Source organism: Lipingzhangella halophila (assembly GCF_014203805.1).
Taxonomy (GTDB): domain Bacteria; phylum Actinomycetota; class Actinomycetes; order Streptosporangiales; family Streptosporangiaceae; genus Lipingzhangella; species Lipingzhangella halophila.
The window spans coordinates 1-21,200 of the sequence record NZ_JACHJT010000002.1; the positions used below are offsets into that span (position 1 = coordinate 1).

Sequence of the window (21,200 nt, forward strand, 5' to 3'; positions counted from 1 at the left end):
ATCCAGGCCGTCTACGCCTCCTATGGCCGGATGGTCCTGGGAGCCCCGCCCCCAGAAGGATCGGTCACCATCGACGCCACCGACGCCGACGACTTTCGGCGCCAGTGGGACGCCCTGTTCAGCAACGGAGACGGAGAGGACAGCGGCGGTGCGGCCGATCACCCTGGAGCCCCTGGCCCGTCGGCAGATCCAGGAACTGCCAGCGACTGAAGCCGATGAAGTCGCTACGGCGCTTCTGAGCCTGGCCTCCGCCGACGATCCCACCCTCGAAGTGGACCCCTACATGCCCGGTGGCGTCGGCCCCATCCCGTATCACGGTGTCCTGCTGACCGCACGCGTCGAGGCCGTTGTGACCCTCTACGTCGATCACGTCCGGGTCGTGGCGGTCCGCCCTCGTACCTGACGATCGAGGGTGCGACCACACCATTATCGCTCGAAACGCTCGGTTGGCCCGTAACAAGATCACATCCCCGTTGGCCCGATCCTTCGGGGATTCCTGTGAACAGCCCTCTGTGTGCGCCTCAGCGCGACGACCGCGAGCATCGCCGTCCCCCAATCCACCGCGGAGACGTGAACGGTCGGGGGCGAGCCCCGGGTCGTGCGCACCTCAACCGGGAAGAAGCCACGCCCCATCGCACACCCGAACGAATGGCTTAAGTTGGTGTCACATTGCTGTGGGTCGCGGACCATCGAGGACCACGTCTGTGACCTGCGGGTTTGTGAGGGTGGTGTGAGGCCTATCGCGGACCATCGAGGACCAAGGGTGGTCCTCGATGGGCTAGGACTGGCCGTGAGAAAATGCCTGGTCATCGGGGGTGGTCCTCGATGGTCCGCGACCCAGACGATTGTGGGGCCACTTTTGCGAGCGTGAAGCAGAAGCCTCAGCCGGGGAACAGCGAGGCCCCGTCGTGCACCTGAACGAACGGGACAGAACCCATCGAGCAGGACCAGCCCTACCTACGGGCTCTGCCGTCGCAACGAGACACCTGATCTCCTCACCTTGGCGTCCCGCTGGAACAGGGCCCCAGACTGACGGTGCAGCAGGTCCACGATGCGCAGTAGCGTGAATCCCTGGCTCGTGTAGTAACGATGCAGCTCAGGGTTGGTCTTCCAAGCGTCCAGGCGCACCCAAGAGCGCTCGCGCTCTTCAGCGAGTTCTGCAGCGAAGTCAAGCAGTGCTCCTCCGAGCCTGCGACCAGACCACCGGCGGTCGACCGCCATCTTGTGAATGTAAAGAGCGTCATCCGGGTGGTCCTCGCTGACCCAGAAGTCAGGGTCAGCGTGCGTGTCGATGGTGGCAGACGCGACAACTTCTCCGTTGTCGTTCCGGGTGACGACGTAGAGCGCTCCGCGCTTCAGGTCGCGGTCGATGACGTCGACTGGAGGTGGGTACTGCCACTGGTCAGACCCCCATGACGCAAGCCAGGTGCTCGCTCCCGCAAGCAAGTCAGCGACCCGACCTGCGTCGGCTGCGACTGCCTGGCGCACGCCAAAGGTCATGTCCAGTCCGCGGGCATGTCGAACTCCAGGGCGATCACGTGGCGGTCCCCAGGCAGGATCGATACAGCGCACCGAATGGGTGTGCCCTCAGCGGTGTAGCCCGTGCGGACATGTTCGGCTACGGTGGTGCCAGGAGGAAGCGAAAGCCTCTCACTCTCGTCATTCGTCGGCATTCGGATCCATATCTCGTCCAGAATGCGGTCCTGGCGGTATCCCAAGTCCTGCAGGATCCGCAGGGTTCCCCGTGCGAGATCGCGAGGATCGGCGATCTCGCTGTCCTTGACCAGGCTGTGTGGGAAATAGGTGTCGTTGATGTACGACGCTTCGCCGTCCAGGTAGCGCACCCGTCGCCGGACGATCGTCAAGTCCTCGGGGCTAGGCCCAGTCGGCGCGCGATCGCGAGCGATGGCACCAGGACCGAGACGCTGATGTCTTGTCGTGGAGCCCTGTCCTCGTTCGAGAAACGCTCCAGGAACTGATCCATCTCCGGATGCTGAGCGCGCGGCAGCAGCTCTTCCTGAGGACGATACGCGGCAGGCTCCCGCCGGCGAACCTCCCGCCGGCGCCCTTGGCCTGCAGTAATGAGTCCCTCGCTGGTGAGAAGGCTCAATGCCTTCTGCGCAGTGTGCCGCGAGACCTGATGCTGCTCCATCAACTCGTGCTCGGAAGGGATCGTGGCCCCCGGTGCCAACTCACCAGAGTTGATCTTGCTACGCAGATCATTCGTGACCTGCATGTACAGCGGGTCGGTGTTCGCCATCAGACACCCATCAGACTCGTTCGGCTTGTACGTACAAAATATCAGCGAGCACTCTTGACCGGTCAGGTAGGCACATGCTTGACTTCTTCTTGACCGGTCAAGCCGATCAAGAAGGCATGAACGGTCAAAGCCCGGAAGACAGACTCCTCGACGGTTGCCCGTTGGGTGTGGAAGCGCCGGTGCGCTGGTGTTTTGGCAAGTCAATAGAGAGAGCACCGCCGATACGTCTGTGGCGACCACTGTCCTATGCGCCCAGGCGAACTACCTCGGAGGAGAGGTCACGGGGACACGTGGCGAGCCGAGAGGAACGGGCGGTGCCGCGCGGTAGACGACGCCGCGTAACAACCATGAGCGGCCCACGGGCACGCGCCTTGCGTGCCCTCGCCAGCCCACCGGTTGGCGGGACGGAATGGGCCACGTCGTCACATCTGCGTCCGTGTGACGCCGATCCGCCCCTTCGGGGGCGGTGTCGGGGCTACACGGCCCACACCAGCAAGTTCAGCGCGGGGACCGCGCTGGTTTCAGAGAGGAGGTGCTCGTGAGAGCGGACCCGAACGAGCTGAGTACTGATCAGCTCTACGTCAGCATCGTGAGCGCTGATCCACCGTGCCGCGCCGATCCGGAACTGTTCTTCGAACCGGACCAGCGGGAGTCCAAGGCCCAACGGGCGCTGCGTGAACAGTCGGCCGCGGCCCTGTGTCTGGAGTGCCCGGTCTATTGGCTGTGCCTGGCCTACGCGGTGCGCACCCGCCCCGAGCACGGGATCTACGCCGGATACACCCCCGACGAAATCCAGGTGTTCGCCAAGGTGTACGGCCCCGCTGCCTGAGGCGGTCGGCGCCTCTGCTGCCCGCCCCTAGCGGGCAGCGGGGGGACCGACCGGTCCACACCCCGCCTAACCGCAAGGAGTTGTTCATGCCTTCTCGCTGCTGTGGCACCTCGGTCGGCGTCATCGTCACCGATGACCAGGGGCGCATGCTGATGATCGAGCGCGGCTGGTACCCGCTCGGGATCGCCCCGGTCGCCGGCCACGTCACCGATGCCCACGACGACCCCGCGGCAGCTCTGGCCGCCGAGGTCGCCGAGGAGACCGGCCTGGTCGTCACCCACCACGAGATGGTGTGGGAGGGGTGGCTGCCCAACCTGTGCGCCTCCCCGCCGGCCCCTATCCCCGGTCACCACTGGTCGTTGGCCACGGCGACAGTGACGGGCACCCTGGCCCCCGATCCGATCGAGACCAAGGGCGCGGCCTGGTACTCCGAAGAGGAGATCCACGCCCTGGCGGTGCGCACCATCTCCTACGCCCGCGGCCAGATCACCGACGAGGGGTTCGCCGCCGAGCCGGGCCTGGAACCGGTGTGGCTCGAGCTGCTGCACACCGCGGGCGTCGTCTACGTGGTCGATCTACAGCGGGTGCTCCTGCGCCGCCTCTACACCACCCCACCCGAGTCCTACTGGATGGGCGACCGCCTCGTGTCCGCCGCCCAGGTCGCCACCCGGCGCGTGTGACCCGGCCGGTGCCTCTGCCGCCCGCTCGTGTGGCGGGTGGCGGGGGGACCGACCGGTCCTTCTCCATTCCTACGAAAGGACACAACCATGCTCTCCATGCTCCAGCTGCACGTGACCTGGTCCAGGACTACGACGTGCTCGATCTGCGGTGCTGAGGTGCCAACGATCTTGCTCGGCAAGCACTACGACTCACACGGGATCTGATCCCCACCCGCTGACCGGCCGGCGCCTCTATCACCCCGCCGGAACGCGGGGTGGTGGGGGGACCGCCCGGTCCGACATGACAAGGCCCCGCCGGTACGTCTGGACAACCGCCGGCGGGGCCGCACCCCAGAAAGGATGCGCCCCCATGCTACGAGCCCTGCTCTCCCCGATCATCCACTCGGCCCCGACCTGTTGCGGCCAGCCCATGCTGCCCGGCACTAGCATCGGCGCTGCCGGCGGGTGGATCTGCCAGGTGGATCCGACCCACGTGCGGGGGTGACGACCATGCTGTACGCGCTGTGCGCCACCGCCTACACCATCGTCACCACCACGGTGGCCCAGATGCCTGGGCTGACGTATTGCCGGTGCGGCGGGTGGTACAACCCCGCCAGCCCGGCGGAATGGGCTGAGCACAAGAACCACTGACACCGACCGAACCGCGCCCCCTGGGGACCAGCCGCGCCTGATCCCCGGGGGCGCTTGTGTTCGCACCCGGTCGGCGCCTCTGCCCGCGGGAGCGAGCTGCACCCGTGGGCGGGGGGGGGACCGTCTGGTCCGTTCTCACCACCCAGATTGCCGTCCCGCCCCCCGCCCCGAGCATGAGCCGGGGCGGGCCAGGAACCAGCACAGTCGTTTCCTGCCCCGACCACCACACCAGCGCGGCCCCGGCGTAGCCGCCACGCACACCGCCGGGGCCTACTCCCACAAAGGAGCACTTCATGACCGAGAACGCACCGATCCTGCCCGCGATTGACGAGGCCGGGGACCGCTTCCGTGACATGGCCATCGCCGGGGGCGGTGACCCGTTCTTCGAGACCGACCCGCGTGAGCACCCGAGCGCGGTCACCACGCCCGCGGTGCTGCAGAACCGCGCCATTGAGACCTTCGCCAGCGACGACCGGCGCGCCGACGGTGACGCCATGCCCGGGGATGTGCCCAGCAATGGCTGAGCTGAGCCCGCTGAATGTCGTCGTGCTGGGCCTGGCCGCGCTGGGGACCGGCCTGCTGGCGCACGTGGTGGCGACCGCCGCGGGTGACCGCTACGCGGTCATGGTCATGCCGTGGCGGTTCTGGCCGCGCATCATCCGGGTGTTCCCCGTGTGGTTCGCCCCAGGCAGCGAGGTCTACCACCCCGAGCTGGGGCGCTGCGAGGTCGCACGGCTGGACCGCACGCCCGATCTGTCCATGACGTGGGTGTGCGTGGCCCCCCTCGATGAGGAGCACGCGGGCTGGGTGCCCGCGGCCCACTGGGTGCCGCTGGCCGATCTCGGTGAAACCCCCGAGGAGGCCGAACGCCTCGATGACCTGGACGGCCCAGAAGGGAGTGGTCTGGCGTGAGCACCACCTCCCTGATCCAGCGCGCCGGCGCGGTCACGCTGCTGGTAGCGCTGCTGCTGACCCTGATCGTGACCGTGCTGCGGCTGGTGGCGCTGCCGCTGGCCGCCGCGGCGCTGGCGCTGGATGCGTTGGCTGATCTGGCCGCGCGTCCGCTGGCACTGCCCAGCGCCACCTTCCAAGGGGGTGGTGGCGCATGAACGTCCTGTTGAACCGCGCGCTGGGCACTCTGGTCACGCTGACCGATCGCAGTGCTGAGGAGCTGGCCGACCTGGCCGCGGTGGACCCGACGATGCTGCACGAGTGGCTGTGCGAGACCCGCGACGAGCTGGAGGCCCTGCGGGAGGCTGAGCGGGTCCGGGACCGCGCTGAGCGTGCAGTGACCACGATCCGCGAGGAGGTGAGGGGCGATGTTCCGTCGACGTCGTGAGCCCAGCGTGGTCACTGACGTGGCCGCTCAGACCCAGCAGGCCGCGGCTCTGGCGGCCACCGAGTATCAGGACCTGTTGGCCGATCCGCGCACCAACCCTGCGGTGCGGGCCCACCACGACACGCTTCGGGATGCCCAGCAGCGCGACGAACTGGAGGCGGCGCACCGGCGCGCGGTGCGCCGGGGCCGGGTTGCTGACCGGCGTGCCGCACACGCTGAGCGCACCTTGGAGGCCATCGCCGCCGCGCGGGAGAGCATCTCCCCGGCGCGGGCGGTCACGACCCTGCAGCAGGGGCGGCGCCGGTTCCTCGGTGGCGCCCTGGCCGCCTCGGTGGCGTTGAGTGCCGGGTCCGCGATGGGGCTGGCGGCGGTCAGCGTGCACACCGGTGGCCCGGCGTTGGCGGGCTACCTCGCGGAGGTGTGCCTGACCGTGATGACCACGGTGGCGATCCTCTACCGGAGCCACATCGACCAGGCCAGTGCAGCCGAGGAAAACGCGGACGCCCCCACGTGGGAGGGGTGGCGCCATCGGGTGCTGCTGGCCCTGGTGGTGGCGCCGCTGGCGACCTCGATAGTGGCCAACCTCGCTGGGTGGGTCGCCGGGGCCGCCGTGAGTCCGATCAATGCGCTGTGCGCGCTAGGCGCGGGCGCGGCCGGGGCCTTCGCCTTCTTGGTCTCCGACGTGAGCAGCCGGGCGGTCCGCACCAACGCGGCTGCGGTCAACGACAGCGACGAGGACGAGCTGCGTCAGGTCGCCACGGAAGGCGATCCCTTCGCCGACGAGCACGCGCAGGCGTCCAGCCCGGAGGCCTGGGTGCGCACCCAGGCCGAAGACGCCGCGAGTCAGATCGAGCAGTGGTTGGCCGAGCGCGGCGAGGGCCCCGAGGGTGGCGCCGCGCCGGTGCGCCTCGGACCCGCGCACGACGGTCCGCACGGTGCGGCGCGCGCCCGCGCCGAGGACGGTGGGGCTTCCACCGAGCGCGTTCTGGATGCGCGCACGCCCGCGCAAACCGATGCCGACCAGGGCGATGCGCGTGGCACCGAGCGCGCGAGTGCGGCCGCGCGTGAGCGGGGCGCGGCAACCCGCTCGCAGGTGGCCGCGATCCTGGCGCGCACCCCTGATGCGCGCACCAGCGACATCGCCACCGAGTTGGGTGTGCACCCCTCCACGGTGCGGCGTGCCCGCTCCGAGATGGACGGGGGTGCGCGATGACCTGCCGAGCGGTGAGCTTCTACGTGCTGCCGCGGCGACATCGGCGGGGGCGGGGCCCGCACGGGTTGGCGACCTGCCGGTGTGGGTGGCACCTGGCCACCCAGAGCGCGGCCGGGGCCCAGGATGCCGCCGCGCTGCATGAGGCCGGGGTGCGCCTGGTGGTGCGACGCCGTGGCCTGGTCGCCCGGTGGGGTGAGGCCGCATGAGCACGACCCTGACCCGGCACCAGCCGCGGGAGCTTCGGGACTACGGGATGCGCTACCAGCCGTCCCTGTTCGACGACGAGTTCGCCTAACACCAACCATTCACGCGGGCGGCGGCCCCTACGTCCGCCAAGACCAGCCGCCGCCCGCTCCCTCACCTGGAGGTGCATCCACCATGCCCAACGCAGAAGCCGAGCGCTACGACCAGGAGCGCGACGATACGAGCGAGGCTGAGGTGATCGCGTTCCCTGGCGGTCACCGAGCCGCGGGGACGACGGTGACCGAGGTCCCCACCACTGAGACCGCACCGGATGAGGTGGTCCAGGGCGAGATCACCGATGCCCGGCCGCGTCCCTCGGTGGCGTTGCGTCCGGAGTTCTCCGGGTCCGCCCGTGTGCTGGGGCAGCGGGCCGCGCAGGTGGCCCGGCGTCCGGATCGCCTGGCCGGCGTTGTGTTGCGCCACGAGCTGGTCTATGGCGGGATCGGCGCCGCCCGCGCCACCGGGGCCGCATGGCGCTGGGTGACCGCCCGCGAGCTGGACCAGCAGCTCGCCACGAACCCGAAGCTCGTGCTGGACACCCGCAGGGCACGCCGGATGTGGGCGGCCGGTGTGGGCGGGGCCACGGCGGCCGCGGGTGCGGCGTCGTGGGTGCTGCTCTCCCCGGCCGTGCCGATCCTGGTGCTGCTGCTGGTGCTGGCGGTGACCGGGGCCGACGAGCGCCGCCGGCGCGCCCTGGGAGCCGCCGAGGCCGGCCACCAGACGCTGGGGGCCAACCCGTCCGGTAAGGAGGTCAAGAAGGCCCTGGTCTCCGCCAAGCTCGCCAAGAGCATTGACGACCTGCGCATCGTCGGCCCGGTCACCCGCACCGATGGCGCGTGGGAGGCCAACGTCGAACTGCCGCCGGGCACCACCTTCAAGCACGCCACCAAGCGCCGCGGGGAGCTGGCCGGCGCCATGGGCGTGGACGAAGTCCAGGTCGCCCTGGACCCGGTGAAGGGCCACCACGGTCGGGTCAAGCTGTGGGTGGCCGACGAGGACCCGATGCAGGGCGAGCGCATCGTCAACCCGCTCACCCTGACCCGCGACGGACGCGTCGACATCTGGCGCGACAAGCTCTTCGCCGGGCGCGACCCGCGTGGCCGCGAAGTCGCCTTCTCCATGGTCGAACGGTCCTACCTGATCGGCGGCGAACCCGGCGGCGGCAAGTCCGTGGCCTCCAACAACGTGCTGGGGTTCTTCTTCCTCGACCCCCGGGTGCAGGTGTACCTGGCCGATGGCAAGTTCGGCTTCGATCTCATGGCGTGGGAACCCCTGGCCGCTGGGGTGCTCACCGACCGCCGCCAGGACGCCATGCTCGCCTACCTGGAGCACATCCAGACCGAGATGGACCGCCGCTATGCGCTGCTGCGCAAGCTGGGCGTCCCCAAGATCACCGAACAGATCGCCAAGAAGCACAACCTGCACCCGATCGTCCTGCACATCGATGAGGTGCAGTACTGGACCGCCGGGGCGGACAAGAAGACCAACGACGCGATCATGATCCTCATCGCCGACATCGTCGGCCGGGGACGCGCCGCCGGCATCATCACCGGCGTCATCACCCAGCGCCCGGCCGCCGAGGTCGTGCCCACCCGGCTACGCGACATCCTGAGCATCCGGTGGGCGCTGCGCTGCACCACCCCGATGGCATCCGACACCATCCTGGGCTCGGGATGGGCCGGGCGTGGTTACAGCGCCGCGCTGTTCGAGCCCGACCAGCGCGGCGCTGGATACGTCCTGGCCGAAGGTGGCACGCCTACCCAGACACGGGCGGCGTTCATCGACCCCGAGCGCGGCGAGCTCCAGCAGCTCGCCGACCGCGCCCACTCCCTGCGTGAAGAGGCCGGGACCCTGCCCAAAACCGCCGACCGGCCCGAGGTGCGGCTGCTCAGCGCGCTACTGGAAGCCATGGGCGACACCCCCAAGGGTGCCCACACTGCCGACCTGCTGCCCGCCCTGGCCAAGGTCTCCAGCGAGTACGCCGACTGGGACGCAGGCCGGCTGTCGACCACGCTGCGGCCACTGGGAGTCACCCCGGTCCAGCTCGACATCGACGGCCGCAACCGCAACGGCTACCGCCGCTCAGACATCCAGGCCGCCCTGGAACGGGCCTGACACGGCGTCTACGCCGCCCTCTGGCGACCCCCTAGAACTAGACATTTCGGGCCTAGGTTCTAGGGGGTGCGCCTAGCCCTGTAGACCCATCATGACCTGCTGATTAGGACCCATAGGCGTCCTAGAGGAGCCCCCAGACACCCCCGCGAGACCGCCCCGGGTGCACCGGGGCGAGGAGGAACGCATGCACCCCATGCCCGAGATCACCGCGATCCACATCCTGGCCGCCCTGAGCGAGACCGCACCACCCGATGTGGTGATCGCGCTCAGTGACGACGAGCGGGTGCTCGTCGGCTCAGCCGCGGACATGCGCCACCCCTGGCGCGGCCACTGGCAGGCCACGCTCGTGGCCACCCGGACCGAGATCGCCGCCGCGCTGAGCCCCCAGCAGCGCCGCGACCTGGACGCCATCGACGCACTGGCCGACACCCTGACCACCCACGCCGCGACCCTGCTGAGCGCACCGGCCGCGGCCGCCGCCTGAAATCCGGCCGGTGCCTCTGCCACCCGCACCCGAGGTAGGTGGTGGGGGGACCACCCGGCCCGCGAACACCCCGGCGTAGCCGCCACGCACACCGCCGGGGCCTACTCCCACAAAGGAGCACATCCCGATGCCCGACGATCCACGGTTCACGTTCGGACTCATCCACGACGTCTTCCAGACCTTGGAGAAACACGGCTACCAACTCCCCGAAAGCGACCGCGCCCGCGGAGAAGCCGTGCTGGCCCTGGCCAACCTATGCCGCACCTACGAAGATCACCCGACCCAGTCCGGGGGTGAGGCGTGAGCCCCGCACGGTTCCTCGACCCCACCGGCCAGCGCTACGGCATCCCCACCTACCCCTGGGGATGGGCCTTCACCTTCGATGCGGACCTGGCCACCCGAACCCAGCTTGCCGCGCTCGGGTTGCGCCCCAATGGCCAGGAAGCGGCCGCGCAACTGATGTGGCGCTCCCGCCGGGCCGGCCACAGCGGAGTGCGCACCGCGCTGCTGTACCGGATCAGCCGGGCCAAGCCCAAGCGGCCAATGACCCCCGGGCGTGAGCGCGCGGTGGCGTTGGCGCTGCGAGCACGGCGCACCTGCCCCACCTGTGGGCTGGTGTTCAACTACTGCATCCCTACCTCGCTGGGGCAGTGCCCCAACTGCGCCTACGGGCTCACCCCCGAAACCTGGGAACTGGAGGTGGCCGCGTGAGCATGGCCCGCTACCCGTTGCCGGTCAAGGTGCGCCTGGAAGGCTTTCCCGCCGACATTGCCGCGCTCGCCGACGTCCTCAACCAGGTGGAAGCCATCACCGTTCTGGACTGCTCCCAGCCGTATGCCAACCGCCGGGGCAACCCGGAGCGGGTCCGTCTCTACATGGAGGTCATCACCCACGCTGCCGGGCCGTCCACCGGCGGGCCTGGCCCCTCGAACGGGCTCCCACCCACGGGCGCCTAGCTCGTGCACGCATGGCGCGGCCCCGGCGTAGCCGCCAAGCACACCGCCGGGGCCTACTCCCACAAAGGAGCACTTCCATCATGACACTCGCGGCCGTGCCCGACCCACCCAACAACGCCCTCGACCACGACGCGGGCGTGAGCACCGATGTGTTGAGCACAGCGTTGACCTTGGCCAGTTCGGGGGTGCCCGTGCTGCCGCTGCGAGCGGGCAAGACCCCGCTCGGGAACTGCCCGACCTGCAAGGAGACCGCGTGCGGGGGGCGCCCCCACATGAAGAGCGCGGGCACCTGCCAATGTCCCGCACCCTGCCACGGGTGGGCCGCTGCGACCACCAACCCCACCGTGATCACCTCCCCCGCCTGGGCTGCGGCGTGGCACCAGGCGGTGGCCGTGGCCTACCACCCCGGCGGGGCTGCCCTGACTGTCGTGGACCTCGACAATACCGACGCCATCGCCTGGGCGCAGGGCGTCCTGCCTCCAACCCAGACGGTGGCGACCACCCGTGGACAGCACTGGATCTACCGCGGCGCCATGCGTTCAGCCAACGCGGTCCGGCCCGGTGTGGACATCAAGTCGCGCATGTCCTATGTCCGCTGGCGCGGACACGGCACCGGAACCCCGGTAGACCTGCCGCACACCGTCCGGGAGTTGGCGGGGGGAGAAGAAGCCACCTCGCTGGGGCGTAGCGCCGGGGTGGTTTCTTTGGACGAGCCCCACCGCACCTGGGACCGGACGGTGGCCACCGGCTGCCGCCACACCGACCGCTACGTACGCACGGGGCTCGACCGGGGACTGGCCATGGTGCGTGAGCGCACCCACCACGGCGCCGCATCACAGGCATTCGGGGTCGCCCGGTTCCTCGCAGGCCTGCACGTCCGCTGCCCCGGGCCCTGTGGCCTGGACCGCGTCGGCGCCGAGATCGTCACGGCCGCCGTCTCGGTCGGCGTCCCCGAGGCATACGCCCGCCGCGCCGTCACCAATGGCCTGCACACCGGAGGGAAGCCCACCGCATGACCCTCGAATCCGACGAGGTTCCGGCGCCGTCGAACCCGATGGCTGTTGCGCGGCACCTCGCCCCCGACTGGAAGGACGAGCACGGGCGCCTGCTGCGCCGCCGCTGGCGGGGATCGTGGATGTACTGGGACCGCACCTGCTGGCGCGAGATGGACGAACAGCAGGTCCGCGCAGAGCTGTACTGCAGGCTGGAGCACGCCACCTACACCGGAGTGAACCCTAAGGGCGAACCCGAAGTGCGCGAGTGGGCGCCGACGCGGACGAAGCTGGCCAACTTGCTCGATGCTCTGGGAGCGCTGATGCTGGTGCCGACCGAAGTTGACCCTCCTGCCTGGCTCGACACCCCGGACGGCGAGCAGGAGTGGAGCCCGATCGTGGCCTGCCAGAACGGGCTGCTGCGCATCCGGGACCGGGCCCTGCTGCCCCTGGACCCGGGATTCTTCAACCTTGTCTCCGTGCCCTACAGCTACGACCCGCACGCCAGCGCCCCCACCTGGGAACGCTTCCTGCACCAACTGTGGCCCGAAGACCCGGAGTCCATCGCCGCGCTGCAGGAGTGGTTCGGCTACGTGCTCTCGGGACGCACGGATCAGCAGAAGATCCTCCTCGCCGTGGGACCTACGCGCTCAGGCAAGGGCACACTGGCGCGGGTGCTGGCCGATCTGGTGGGCCGCAGCAACATGGCCGGGCCCACTCTCGCCGGACTCGCCACCAACTTCGGGCTCTCAACGCTGGTCGGCAAGCCCCTCGCGGTCATCTCCGACGCACGCCTGTCGGGAAGGGACAACAGCCAGGTCGTGGAACGGCTGCTGACCATTAGCGGTGAGGACACCATCGACATCGACCGCAAGTACCGCCAGCCCTGGACAGGGAAGCTCTCGACCCGACTGATGGTGCTGTCCAACGAGCTGCCCAACTTCGGTGATTCCTCCGGGGTCATCGCCCGCCGGTTCATCGTGCTCACCATGACCACCTCGTGGCTGGGTAAGGAGGACACCGCCCTCACAGGCAAGCTGGCTGCGGAGATGCCCGGCATCCTCAACTGGGCCCTCGATGGTCTGGCGAGACTGGAGCAGACCGGCCGGATAACCCAGCCGGAATCCTCCCGTGAGGCAGTCACCACCATGCAGGACACCGCCAGCCCGGTCTCGGCGTTCGTGCGCGAGTGCTGCCAGACCGGGCCCAACTGCCAGGCATCCGTGGACGAGGTGTGGAACGCATGGCGGCAGTGGGCCGAAGACTCCGGAATCCCGACCGGCACCAAACAAATGCTGGGGCGCAACCTTCAGTCCGTGTTGCCGCAGTTGCGGCGCGGCAAGCCACGCGCCGACGACGGGCAACGCGTCGTGGTCTACATCGGGATCACGCTCGCAAAAGTGGCCCCACAATCGTCTGGGTCGCGGACCATCGAGGACCACCCTCGATGACCAGGCATTTTCTCACGGCCAGTCCTAGCCCATCGAGGACCACCCTTGGTCCTCGATGGTCCGCGATGACCCTCACATCACCCTCACAAACCCGCAGGTCACAGACGTGGTCCTCGATGGTCCGCGACCCACAGCAATGTGACACCAACAACACGCCGCCCGCATCCTCAACCAGAAAGAAGGGAGGACGTGCCCCCTCACCGACCTACCTCACCCACCCACCCACACATCAGCGTCCCGGCGTAGCCGCCAAGCACACCGCCGGGACCCCAACTCCCGCAAAGGAGCACCATCATCATGACGGTTCAGGATCTGCCTAAGCGGCTGTTCACCCTCACCGAGGCCGCGCACGTGCTGTCAATGGGACGGACCCGCCTGTTCGCCGAGATCCGCACCGGACGCCTCGCCACCGTCGGTACCGGCAAGAACCGGCGCGTGACCGCAGACGCCATCGACGCCTATATCAACCTGCTCAAGACCGAAGTCGACGCCGCCTGACACCTCGCATGGCCGCTCCCGCTGGGAGCGGCCATCTGACTTTCCGATCCAGAACAGGAGTACTAGGAAGCATGGGGAGCAAGGAACCCAAACCGAGGAAACCCAGGGGCCATGCTGGGCAGGGCACGGTCTACTGGGATGAGGCGAAGGGGTGCTACCGGGGTGAGATCTCCCTTGGGACCACCCCGTCAGGCAAACGGCGCCGACCCGTGGCCTACGGCCGCACCAAGGACGAAGTTCTTGACGCTCTACGAGATCTGCGCGAAGAACACGAGACCGGAATCAGGCCGTCCCCCGGTTACACGGTTGCCGACACTGTGAACGACTGGCTCAAGCGCGGCCTCAAGGCGCGCAGCACGGCCACAGTCACCAAGTACCACTCGCTGGCCGCGAACAATGTCATTCCTCAACTGGGCAAAGCCAAGCTTCGGGAGCTGACCGCCGACGACGTGGACGACTGGTTGGACGAACGGGCCGAACACCTGGCAACGGCATCCCTTAAGCAGTGCCTGGACCTGCTACGCCGGTCGATCACCCACGCTCAGCGGCGCAACAAGGTCCTGCGCAATGTCGCTGAGCTGGTGAAGGAGGTTCCGGAAGGCCGTGCCGGACGCCCCAGCAAGGCTCTGAACCTGGAACAGGCCAGGGCGATCCTGTCGACCGCCCAGGGGCGCCGCCTGCACGCCTACCTCGTGTTGTCCTTGCTGACCGGCGTGCGCACCGAGGAAGCCCGCGAACTCACCTGGTCACACGTCCACCTCGACCCGCCCGCAGGCCCACCGCACGTGGCGGTCTGGCACTCCGTCCGCAAGGGAGGGGACACCAAGACGAAGAAGAGCCGCCGCACGCTTGCTCTCCCGCCGCGCGTGGTGGCCGCGCTCAGGGCCCATCGGGAAGCGCAGGAGGCCGAACAGGAGGCCGCCGGCAAGCGCTGGCCTGACACCGATCTCGTGTTCCGAACCCGGACCGGGGAGAAGCTGGACGTGAACAACGTGCGGCGCGACTTCCAGGCCATCGTGCGAGCCGCCGGGGTCGAAGGGTCGTGGACACCCCGGGAGCTGCGCCACAGCTTCGTGTCGCTCATGTCCGCCAACGGCGCGCACCTAGAAGACATCGCGCGGTTGGTCGGCCACAGCAGCACCAACACGACCGAACTCGTCTACCGCAAAGAGCTGCACCCGGTGATCATGGAGGGGGTCGACATCATGGGCGACCTGTTCGCCGAGTAGGCGACTGGCCACCTTTTTGGCCACCAACGCGAAACGCCACCCCGTCATGGGGTGGCGTTTCGCCTGAGCCGCCTGCCGGAATCGAACCGGCGACCTATTCATTACGAGTGAATCGCTCTACCGACTGAGCTAAGGCGGCATGGCTTCCGCTCGCTGGCGGAACCGGGGTCTAGTCTAGCGTGCTTCACGGTCTGGCCAGTACATGATTTCTCGTTCGGCTGTCCGGACCCGGCGCGTCAGCACACGGTGCCGTCCTCGACAACCTCCGTCTCCAGCAGGTACGCGTCCACCGCCGCGTCAACGCACTCGTTGCCCCTCTGGTAGCCGGTGTGCCCGTCGCCGTCGCGGGTGAGCAGCACGCCGGAGTCGAGCCGCGCCGCCAGCTCCTCCGACCACTCGTACGGGGTCGCCGAGTCGCGTGTGGTGCCGACCACCAGCACCGGATCGGCCCCCTCCCCGGTCAGCTCGGCGGGCTCCGCGACGGCCTCCTCGGGCCAATACGCGCAGGGAAGGGCGCCCCAGGCGAACGAGGCCCCGAAGAGTGGGGACTCCTCGGCGGCCTCGGCGGAAGCCTCCTCGTAGCTCTCGATGTCGCGCGGGCTGGCGTAGTCGGAGCAGTTCACGGAAATGAGGGCGGCCGACATGTTCTCGTAGTTGCCGTCGGGGCGCCGGTCGTAGAGCCGGTCGCCGAGCTCCAGCAGCCCGGTACCGTCCCCGTCGAACGCGTCGGCCAGAGCGGTCCGGAGCCGGGGCCAGAGGTCCTCCTGGTACATCGCGGCGGTCACGCCCAGCTCCGCGCGGGCCCGGTTCACTTCGCGCCCGTCGTCCAGCGTGCTGTCCAGGGGATCGCGCGCGGCGTCGGCGAGAAGGTCGGCGAGCTCGGCCACCCCGTCGTCCACGTCGTCGCCGGGCTCGCCGAGGGGGCAGTTCTCCTCCCCCAGGCAGTCGGCCATGAAGGCGCGCAGCGCGGTCTCGAAGCCGCCGGCCTGCTGCACGCTCATCTCCAACGGGTCCGTCTCGGGCGGGACGGCGCCGTCGAGCACCAGCGCCCGCACCCGATCGGGGAACTGGTCGGCGTAATGGGCCCCGATGGCGGTTCCGTAGGACTTACCGAGGTAGCTCAGGCCGTCGTCGCCGAGGACACCGCGGAGCACGTCCATGTCGCGAGCGACGTTCGCGGTCTCCAGGTGCATCATCAGCTCGCCGGAGTTCCGCTCGCAGGCCTCGACGAACTCCTGGTTGAGCTCCTCCAGCTCCTCCAGCCCGGAGTCGGTCACCTCGGTCATGTCGGCGTCCCCGTCCTCGGTGTCGACCTCGGCGCCGAAGAAGTCGTCGAGCCCGTCCTCGTCCAGGCACTCGACCGGCGCGCTCCGCCCGACACCGCGCGGGTCGAACCCGACCATGTCGAACCGCTCGCGCACCTCCTCACTGACGATCTGATCGGCGGCGCCCACGTAGTCGACCCCGGACCCGCCCGGCCCGCCGGGATTGACCACGAGCGACCCCACCGCGTCTTCCGCGGCGGCCGGCAGCCGCCGCACGGCGATGTCCAGACGCTCCCCGTCGGGCTCCGCGTAGTCGAGCGGGACCTGGTACGTGGCGCACTCGAAACCCTCGCCACACTCCTGCCAGGTAACCTCCTGCTGGTAGAACTCCCGCAGCGCGTCTTCACCAGCGGTGTCGCCGCCGGCCCTGTCCACGCTGGTGCACCCGGCCACCGCGAGCAACGCCAGCGCGGCTCCGGTGCTCAGCCATGCGGTTCTACTCACTGGGATCCGTTCTCGTCCGCGGCCGCGCCCGAGCGGCACGCAGCCTCATTCTGCTGGCGAGGGGCGGTCGCCGCTCCGGACCACGCCCACAGGGCCACCCTACGAGGACGGGCGCGATCGGACGACGGCTCCCACCCTTGAAGCTCCCGATCGCCAGCACGCGCCCATGGGCATCGAGGGTGCCGCGCCGGAGAAGGGGCGATCATCCGTGTCGCGCCCTCGGGGAACCGCCGTTCCATGGGGCTTCTCGGCTCCAGCGCCCCGCGCGCTGACAGCGGTGATGCGCTGGCCCGGAGGCGCGGGTTGCCGTAGACGGCGCCTCAACCCAGGTACAGGGCGGACGTCATGGCTTCGAGAGCGATCTGGGGATGCACGTTGGCGGCGATGCGCTCGCGGCACTCCATGATGGCGTCGATGCGACGCAGCGTGGACTCGGGGGGACCCGCGCGGGCGACCCGCCGCAGGTCGTCCTGCTGCTCCGCGGTGGCCAGCTCCACGTCGGCGCCCATCTGAACGGCGAGCACGTCGCGGTAGAACGCGGCGAGGTCCAGCAGCGCGACATCGTAGGTGTCGCGCTTGATCCGGGTGGCGCGGCGCTTCTGGCTCTGCTCCAGGTCCTTCAGGGCCCCCGCGGCGCCTCGGACGGCCTTGGCCACGCCCTTACCGGTGCCTCCCTCGCCGAACGCGGCCTTGAGGTCGTCGCGCTCCTGTTCGTCGAGCGTGCTCGTGGTGAGCTTGGCCTCGGCCTCGGCGAGCTCGTACAGCCGGGCGGCGGCCGAGACGCAGGCGCCGAGACTGTCGAGGCGCGCCGGGATCGACAGCACCTCCGCGCGCCGCTCGCGGGTCTCGGGATCGGTGGCGAGCTGCCGCGCCCGCGCGAGCTGGCCGGCCGACGCGCGCGCCGCCTCGGCCGCGACCTCGGAGGAGACGCCGTCGCGGCGCTCCAGCGCCTCGGCGATCGCCCGGGTCGTCGGGGTGCGCAGGGTGACCTGGCGGCATCGGGACCGGATGGTGACGAGCATGTCCTCGGCCGTGGGGGTGCACAGCAGCCACACCGTGCGGGGGGAGGGCTCCTCGACCGCCTTCAGCAGCGCGTTCGACGCACCTTCCGTCGCGCGGTCGGCGTCCTCGAACAGCACGACACGGAATCGTCCTCCGGTGGGGCGGGAGGCGGCCTGCAGCACCAGCTCGCGGGTGCGATCGATGCCGAAGCTGAGTCCACTGGGCCGGACGAACAGGACGTCGGCGTGCGTACCGCTGAGCACCTGGTGGCAGGAGTCGCAGTGCCCGCAGCCACCGTCAGGGCACTGCAACGCGGCGGCGAACGCGCGCGCGGCCTCCGACCGGCCGGAGCCCGGTGGTCCGGTGAACAGCCACGAGTGCGTCATCCCCTCCCCCGTGCCGCCCGCCAACCACGCGTTCGCCGCACGCGCGGCCGAACGCAGTTGGCCGATCACCGTGTCCTGGCCCACCAGGTCGTCGAAGACGCTCATCGCTGTTCAGCATAGAACCCAGCGGGGACACCCGGCGCGCCCGCGGCGCCGCACCAGTAGGCCCTCGGGCCCAACACTATGGGGCGGAATTTGGTTCCTTTTTGGGTCTTTTCGCCGCGCAGCAGTCCCGATAAGTTGCTTGGGGGTTTTCGCGCTCTCACAACACGAACGGGTGCACCACTTTGCTGCGGCGGATCCACGTTCCCGACCGGGGAGCCTCTTTCACGGAGTATGCCGCCGTACTCCTGCTGGTCGCGGCGATACTCATCGGGGTAAGCACCACCGGCCTGCACACTCGCGTCGCCGGAACCATCTCGTACGCCCTCGACTGCGTCGCCGGAAAAGCGGACAACTGCGGTGGGCCCCGCGTGACCGACCAGGCAGGAAAGCCCTCCCCTGGCAGCGATCCGGAGACGGGATCCACCCCCTCCGCCCCCACCACCTCCGGCGATCCGCCCACACAGTACTTCGACGTGGACAACGACGGCCCGCGCCGGAGCTACGAGTGCGGGGCCTGGCAGCGTGTGTGCGACTGGGGCCAGGGCGCGGCCTCGGAGGCCAACGACATCGTCGTCGACACCTGGGACGGAATACAGGGAACCGCGTGCCTGGTGCACATCTGCAACAACGAAGAGTTCCGGGGCACCTGGGGCGGCGTCCGCGATTCCTTCGTCACCACCGTCACCGACCCGTGGGGCGCGGCCCAGGACGCCTATGAGTCATGGGCCGACGGCCCCATCGAGGACCACAACAACGCCTACGACGACCGGTCCACCGCCCGCACCGTGGTCCTGGGCGCCGCTTCCATCTTTGGCCTGGGCCTGACCCGGTTCCTACCCACCAAACCCAAGAGCGGTACAGGACAAACCCACCTGAACGGGACTCGAACCGCCGCCAACAACGGTAATCTCCGCGCTGCGGAGCGTCACGCGGATCGGGCGGAGGAGGCCGCGCAGGATTCCGAGAGAGCCGCCGAAGCCAATCCCGACGACTACGATCTTCAGGAGCAGGCGGAACAGGACCGCAGGGCCGCCGACGATGCCGCTGCCCTCATCCCCGTCGCGCGCGCACGTGAGCTGCTGATCTCCACGCCCAACGGGCGCCGGATCAACCGCGAACTGAACGAACTGGGGGTCGAGATCGAGTTCGTCGACGACGCGGGCGGCGCTGACGGCTTCTACCGCTCCAGCGACAACACGATCAGGATCAACTCCGAGTTCGCCGACACACCGTGGCCGGCGGTCGTCATCGCCCACGAAGCGCACCACGCCACCAACCACTCCTCGCTGCCGACCGTCCACGAGGCGTCCAGGGAGGAGTTCACGACAGCCTGGTTGCGCGACGAAGCCGAAGCGCAGGCGGCCGGCTACGCGTTCGCCGACGAACTTCGCGCGCAAGGACGCAGGATTCCGGAAACCCCCCAGGAGAGCATGTACGTGTCGCTGTACGAGGAGGCCCTGGAGCGGAGCCGGGACGACGGCCTCAGCAACGAACAAGCCAGGGCCCGCGCCGAGGAGGAGGCCGTGGACGGCATGGCCGAGTACATCGGTGATGCTCCCGTGCCCGGCGGGGGAACCTACCGTGACCAGTTCGAGGAATCATGGGACCTGGCCAGAGGAGACTAGGCCGCCGTGCGCGGTACCCAATGGCCTCGTCACCACCACGTGACTCGCGCCGAGAGGTACCGATGTCATCGACAGTCGACGACCGGTCGACGCGGACCACCATCCCGAAGCAAGCGACCCGCATCATCGCGGTGGCGGCGTGTACCCTCGTCGTACTCACCACCGGATCATGTTCGGCGTCGAGCGACGAGGAGCGAGCCCCGCAGGAGGACGTCGTGGCGCCGAGCAACGATCCCAGTGACGCCCCCCAGGTCCCCGAGTCCGCGAAGTACCAGCGCGAGCGCCAGGACCTGGTGGACGAGCTCTGGAGCGAGGGAAAAACCACGATCGCGCGGGAGATCGCCGATGGCGCGACGACCTACGCCAAGGAGGAGGCCAACAGTTTCGTTCCCGACGGCTGGACGCTCCTCAACATCCGCTACAGGGAACACCACCCGGCATTCCACTACGTCGCCACCGACTCCGACGAAACGACCATCTCCCTCACCGGCAACCCCGACGCTTACGACATCTTCGTGGAGTCAGCGGGAATCGAGGTCGACTCCGAGGAGTCCGCGATCGCGGCGGTCACGTTCTACGTCCTCACGACCCGCGACGCCGGCACATTCCGGGCCGTCGTGAAGGACTCCGACGACCTCACCCTGGACCACGCGCCGCTGCCCGACGTCAAGGAGGAGGTCCGCAAGGCCCGGGAGGGCGCGCGCGACGTCATCGCCGAACCCGCGGCGGAACAGGACGACGACGGCGGATACCGCGTCACCGTGTACTACCAGGAGAGCGACACCCTCCGGAGCTGGACCGGCACGGTCTCGGCCAACGGAGCGCTCGACGGGGACAGCGAGACCCACACCACGGGCCTTCCCGTGATGTTCGTCGAGTAGACCGACACAGGACCCCACCATGACCTCCCGAGTCCCCCGCCCCCTCACCGTCGCGCGCGGCATGCTCTGGGGCATGGCCGTCCTCCTGCTGATGGGAGCGCTGGCAAGCATCCTCTATATCGGCGGCGCTTTCGGCGCGGGCTCGGCCAGCCTCCAGGCGCTGCTCGCCCTGGCCTGCGGGGCCTACGCCGCTCTCCTCCCGCGCGCCGGCCGTGTCGTTCTCGGCATCGCGGTCACCGCTCTGGTGGGGCTCGTGTTCTACCAGATGAACCGGGTCATCGCGGGCGATCCCTTCGGCGTGCTCGGCCTCGCCTACGGCCTGACGGTGCTCATCCTGCTCCTGCTTCCGTCAAGCAGGGCCTTCATCCGGCGTTGAACGCGCCAGGTTGTCCGGCTCCAGCCGCCGTACACACGCGCGTGCGGACCGGGGCACTCTCCCGGGCCGCACACCCGTGACGTTCGGGACCGCCCGAGGCGCGGGCGCTCCTTGCCCGGCCCTGGCAGCCAAGCACT

At 69.3% G+C, this 21,200-nt stretch carries 27 protein-coding genes and 1 tRNA gene; 22 read left to right on the top strand and 6 right to left on the bottom strand.

What is annotated here, in order from left to right:
• Together F4561_RS32115 and F4561_RS26995 are read left to right on the top strand one after the other, a co-directional pair.
• Positions 1 to 210: hypothetical protein (locus tag F4561_RS32115; protein ID WP_221446340.1), on the top strand; the 210-nt coding region annotated here is incomplete at its 5' end.
• On the top strand, positions 149 to 403 hold the full coding sequence (locus tag F4561_RS26995) for a hypothetical protein (protein WP_184584289.1): 255 nt from the start codon (positions 149 to 151) through the stop codon (positions 401 to 403). The genes F4561_RS32115 and F4561_RS26995, both read left to right, overlap by 62 nt.
• A gap of 554 nt (positions 404 to 957) precedes the next feature.
• Here F4561_RS26995 and F4561_RS27000 read toward each other — a convergent pair.
• Genes F4561_RS27000 through F4561_RS32125 form a run of 3 tightly spaced genes read right to left on the bottom strand, consistent with a single transcriptional unit; the run spans position 958 to position 2,260 of the window.
• Positions 958 to 1,446 carry a GNAT family N-acetyltransferase gene (locus F4561_RS27000; protein WP_221445310.1) on the bottom strand — a complete coding sequence of 163 codons (489 nt, stop codon included), beginning with the start codon at positions 1,444 to 1,446 and terminating at the stop codon, positions 958 to 960.
• Between the two features lie 50 nt (positions 1,447 to 1,496).
• Positions 1,497 to 1,865, bottom strand: coding sequence for a UTRA domain-containing protein (locus tag F4561_RS32120; protein WP_221446341.1), 369 nt, complete (start codon positions 1,863 to 1,865; stop codon positions 1,497 to 1,499).
• Positions 1,862 to 2,260: a GntR family transcriptional regulator gene (locus F4561_RS32125; RefSeq protein WP_221446342.1), complete on the bottom strand. Its 399-nt coding sequence runs from the start codon at positions 2,258 to 2,260 to the stop codon at positions 1,862 to 1,864. The genes F4561_RS32120 and F4561_RS32125 overlap by 4 nt, the downstream gene beginning before the upstream one ends.
• A gap of 538 nt (positions 2,261 to 2,798) precedes the next feature.
• Between F4561_RS32125 and F4561_RS33460 the strand changes: the two genes are divergently transcribed.
• From F4561_RS33460 to F4561_RS27090, 17 genes are all read left to right on the top strand, one after another.
• Positions 2,799 to 3,089 carry a WhiB family transcriptional regulator gene (locus tag F4561_RS33460; protein ID WP_184573485.1) on the top strand — a complete coding sequence of 97 codons (291 nt, stop codon included), beginning with the start codon at positions 2,799 to 2,801 and terminating at the stop codon, positions 3,087 to 3,089.
• An 86-nt stretch (positions 3,090 to 3,175) separates the two neighbouring features.
• Entirely contained in the window at positions 3,176 to 3,769 is a 594-nt protein-coding gene (locus tag F4561_RS27015; protein WP_184573483.1) for an NUDIX hydrolase, read from the top strand.
• Positions 3,770 to 4,249: 480 nt separating this feature from the next.
• On the top strand, positions 4,250 to 4,399 hold the full coding sequence (locus F4561_RS27020; protein ID WP_184573481.1) for a hypothetical protein: 150 nt from the start codon (positions 4,250 to 4,252) through the stop codon (positions 4,397 to 4,399).
• 293 nt (positions 4,400 to 4,692) lie between these two features.
• Complete coding sequence (locus tag F4561_RS27025) at positions 4,693 to 4,923, top strand: hypothetical protein (RefSeq protein WP_184573480.1); 231 nt, start codon at positions 4,693 to 4,695, stop codon at positions 4,921 to 4,923.
• Positions 4,916 to 5,311: a hypothetical protein gene (locus F4561_RS27030; protein WP_184573478.1), complete on the top strand. Its 396-nt coding sequence runs from the start codon at positions 4,916 to 4,918 to the stop codon at positions 5,309 to 5,311. The genes F4561_RS27025 and F4561_RS27030 overlap by 8 nt, the downstream gene beginning before the upstream one ends.
• Complete coding sequence (locus F4561_RS27035) at positions 5,308 to 5,508, top strand: hypothetical protein (protein WP_184573476.1); 201 nt, start codon at positions 5,308 to 5,310, stop codon at positions 5,506 to 5,508. The genes F4561_RS27030 and F4561_RS27035 overlap by 4 nt, the downstream gene beginning before the upstream one ends.
• The gene (locus tag F4561_RS27040) at positions 5,505 to 5,738 is read left to right on the top strand and encodes a hypothetical protein (protein WP_184573474.1); all 234 of its coding nucleotides are present in this window, start codon (positions 5,505 to 5,507) and stop codon (positions 5,736 to 5,738) included. Before F4561_RS27035 ends, F4561_RS27040 begins: the two co-directional genes overlap by 4 nt.
• Positions 5,719 to 6,951, top strand: a complete 1,233-nt coding sequence (locus F4561_RS27045; protein ID WP_184573472.1) for a hypothetical protein — start codon at positions 5,719 to 5,721, stop codon at positions 6,949 to 6,951. Before F4561_RS27040 ends, F4561_RS27045 begins: the two co-directional genes overlap by 20 nt.
• A 378-nt stretch (positions 6,952 to 7,329) precedes the next feature.
• Positions 7,330 to 9,309 (top strand): FtsK/SpoIIIE domain-containing protein, encoded by a 1,980-nt coding sequence (locus F4561_RS27050; protein WP_184573470.1) that lies wholly within the window; start codon positions 7,330 to 7,332, stop codon positions 9,307 to 9,309.
• 184 nt (positions 9,310 to 9,493) lie between these two features.
• The gene (locus tag F4561_RS27055; RefSeq protein WP_184573468.1) at positions 9,494 to 9,793 is read left to right on the top strand and encodes a hypothetical protein; all 300 of its coding nucleotides are present in this window, start codon (positions 9,494 to 9,496) and stop codon (positions 9,791 to 9,793) included.
• A 127-nt stretch (positions 9,794 to 9,920) separates the two neighbouring features.
• Positions 9,921 to 10,097, top strand: coding sequence for a hypothetical protein (locus tag F4561_RS27060; RefSeq protein ID WP_184573466.1), 177 nt, complete (start codon positions 9,921 to 9,923; stop codon positions 10,095 to 10,097).
• Positions 10,094 to 10,504: an RRQRL motif-containing zinc-binding protein gene (locus tag F4561_RS27065; RefSeq protein ID WP_184573465.1), complete on the top strand. Its 411-nt coding sequence runs from the start codon at positions 10,094 to 10,096 to the stop codon at positions 10,502 to 10,504. Before F4561_RS27060 ends, F4561_RS27065 begins: the two co-directional genes overlap by 4 nt.
• On the top strand, positions 10,501 to 10,749 hold the full coding sequence (locus F4561_RS27070; protein WP_184573463.1) for a hypothetical protein: 249 nt from the start codon (positions 10,501 to 10,503) through the stop codon (positions 10,747 to 10,749). The genes F4561_RS27065 and F4561_RS27070 overlap by 4 nt, the downstream gene beginning before the upstream one ends.
• Positions 10,750 to 10,829: 80 nt before the next feature.
• Positions 10,830 to 11,765: a bifunctional DNA primase/polymerase gene (locus tag F4561_RS27075; RefSeq protein ID WP_221445308.1), complete on the top strand. Its 936-nt coding sequence runs from the start codon at positions 10,830 to 10,832 to the stop codon at positions 11,763 to 11,765.
• Complete coding sequence (locus F4561_RS27080) at positions 11,762 to 13,192, top strand: DNA primase family protein (protein ID WP_221445307.1); 1,431 nt, start codon at positions 11,762 to 11,764, stop codon at positions 13,190 to 13,192. Before F4561_RS27075 ends, F4561_RS27080 begins: the two co-directional genes overlap by 4 nt.
• Before the next feature lie 297 nt (positions 13,193 to 13,489).
• On the top strand, positions 13,490 to 13,690 hold the full coding sequence (locus F4561_RS27085; RefSeq protein ID WP_184573461.1) for a helix-turn-helix domain-containing protein: 201 nt from the start codon (positions 13,490 to 13,492) through the stop codon (positions 13,688 to 13,690).
• A gap of 71 nt (positions 13,691 to 13,761) precedes the next feature.
• Entirely contained in the window at positions 13,762 to 14,919 is a 1,158-nt protein-coding gene (locus tag F4561_RS27090) for a tyrosine-type recombinase/integrase (RefSeq protein WP_184584291.1), read from the top strand.
• 66 nt (positions 14,920 to 14,985) lie between these two features.
• Here F4561_RS27090 and F4561_RS27095 read toward each other — a convergent pair.
• The 3 genes from F4561_RS27095 to F4561_RS27105 all read right to left on the bottom strand — a co-directional run bounded on the left by F4561_RS27095 (position 14,986) and on the right by F4561_RS27105 (position 18,181).
• A tRNA-Thr gene (locus tag F4561_RS27095) sits at positions 14,986 to 15,058 on the bottom strand.
• Positions 15,059 to 15,155: 97 nt separating this feature from the next.
• Complete coding sequence (locus tag F4561_RS27100) at positions 15,156 to 16,688, bottom strand: alpha/beta hydrolase (protein ID WP_184584293.1); 1,533 nt, start codon at positions 16,686 to 16,688, stop codon at positions 15,156 to 15,158.
• Between the two features lie 320 nt (positions 16,689 to 17,008).
• Positions 17,009 to 18,181, bottom strand: coding sequence for a DNA polymerase III subunit delta' (locus F4561_RS27105; RefSeq protein WP_184584296.1), 1,173 nt, complete (start codon positions 18,179 to 18,181; stop codon positions 17,009 to 17,011).
• Between the two features lie 182 nt (positions 18,182 to 18,363).
• On the opposite strand from F4561_RS27105, the gene F4561_RS27110 reads away from it, so the two are divergent.
• The 3 genes from F4561_RS27110 (at position 18,364) to F4561_RS27120 (ending at position 21,063) form a co-directional block, all read left to right on the top strand.
• The gene (locus F4561_RS27110) at positions 18,364 to 19,806 is read left to right on the top strand and encodes a DUF6782 family putative metallopeptidase (RefSeq protein WP_184584298.1); all 1,443 of its coding nucleotides are present in this window, start codon (positions 18,364 to 18,366) and stop codon (positions 19,804 to 19,806) included.
• Positions 19,807 to 19,868: 62 nt separating this feature from the next.
• Positions 19,869 to 20,687 (top strand): hypothetical protein, encoded by an 819-nt coding sequence (locus F4561_RS27115; protein WP_184584300.1) that lies wholly within the window; start codon positions 19,869 to 19,871, stop codon positions 20,685 to 20,687.
• Between the two features lie 19 nt (positions 20,688 to 20,706).
• Positions 20,707 to 21,063: a hypothetical protein gene (locus tag F4561_RS27120; protein WP_184584302.1), complete on the top strand. Its 357-nt coding sequence runs from the start codon at positions 20,707 to 20,709 to the stop codon at positions 21,061 to 21,063.
• The last annotated feature ends 137 nt before the right edge of the window (positions 21,064 to 21,200 follow it).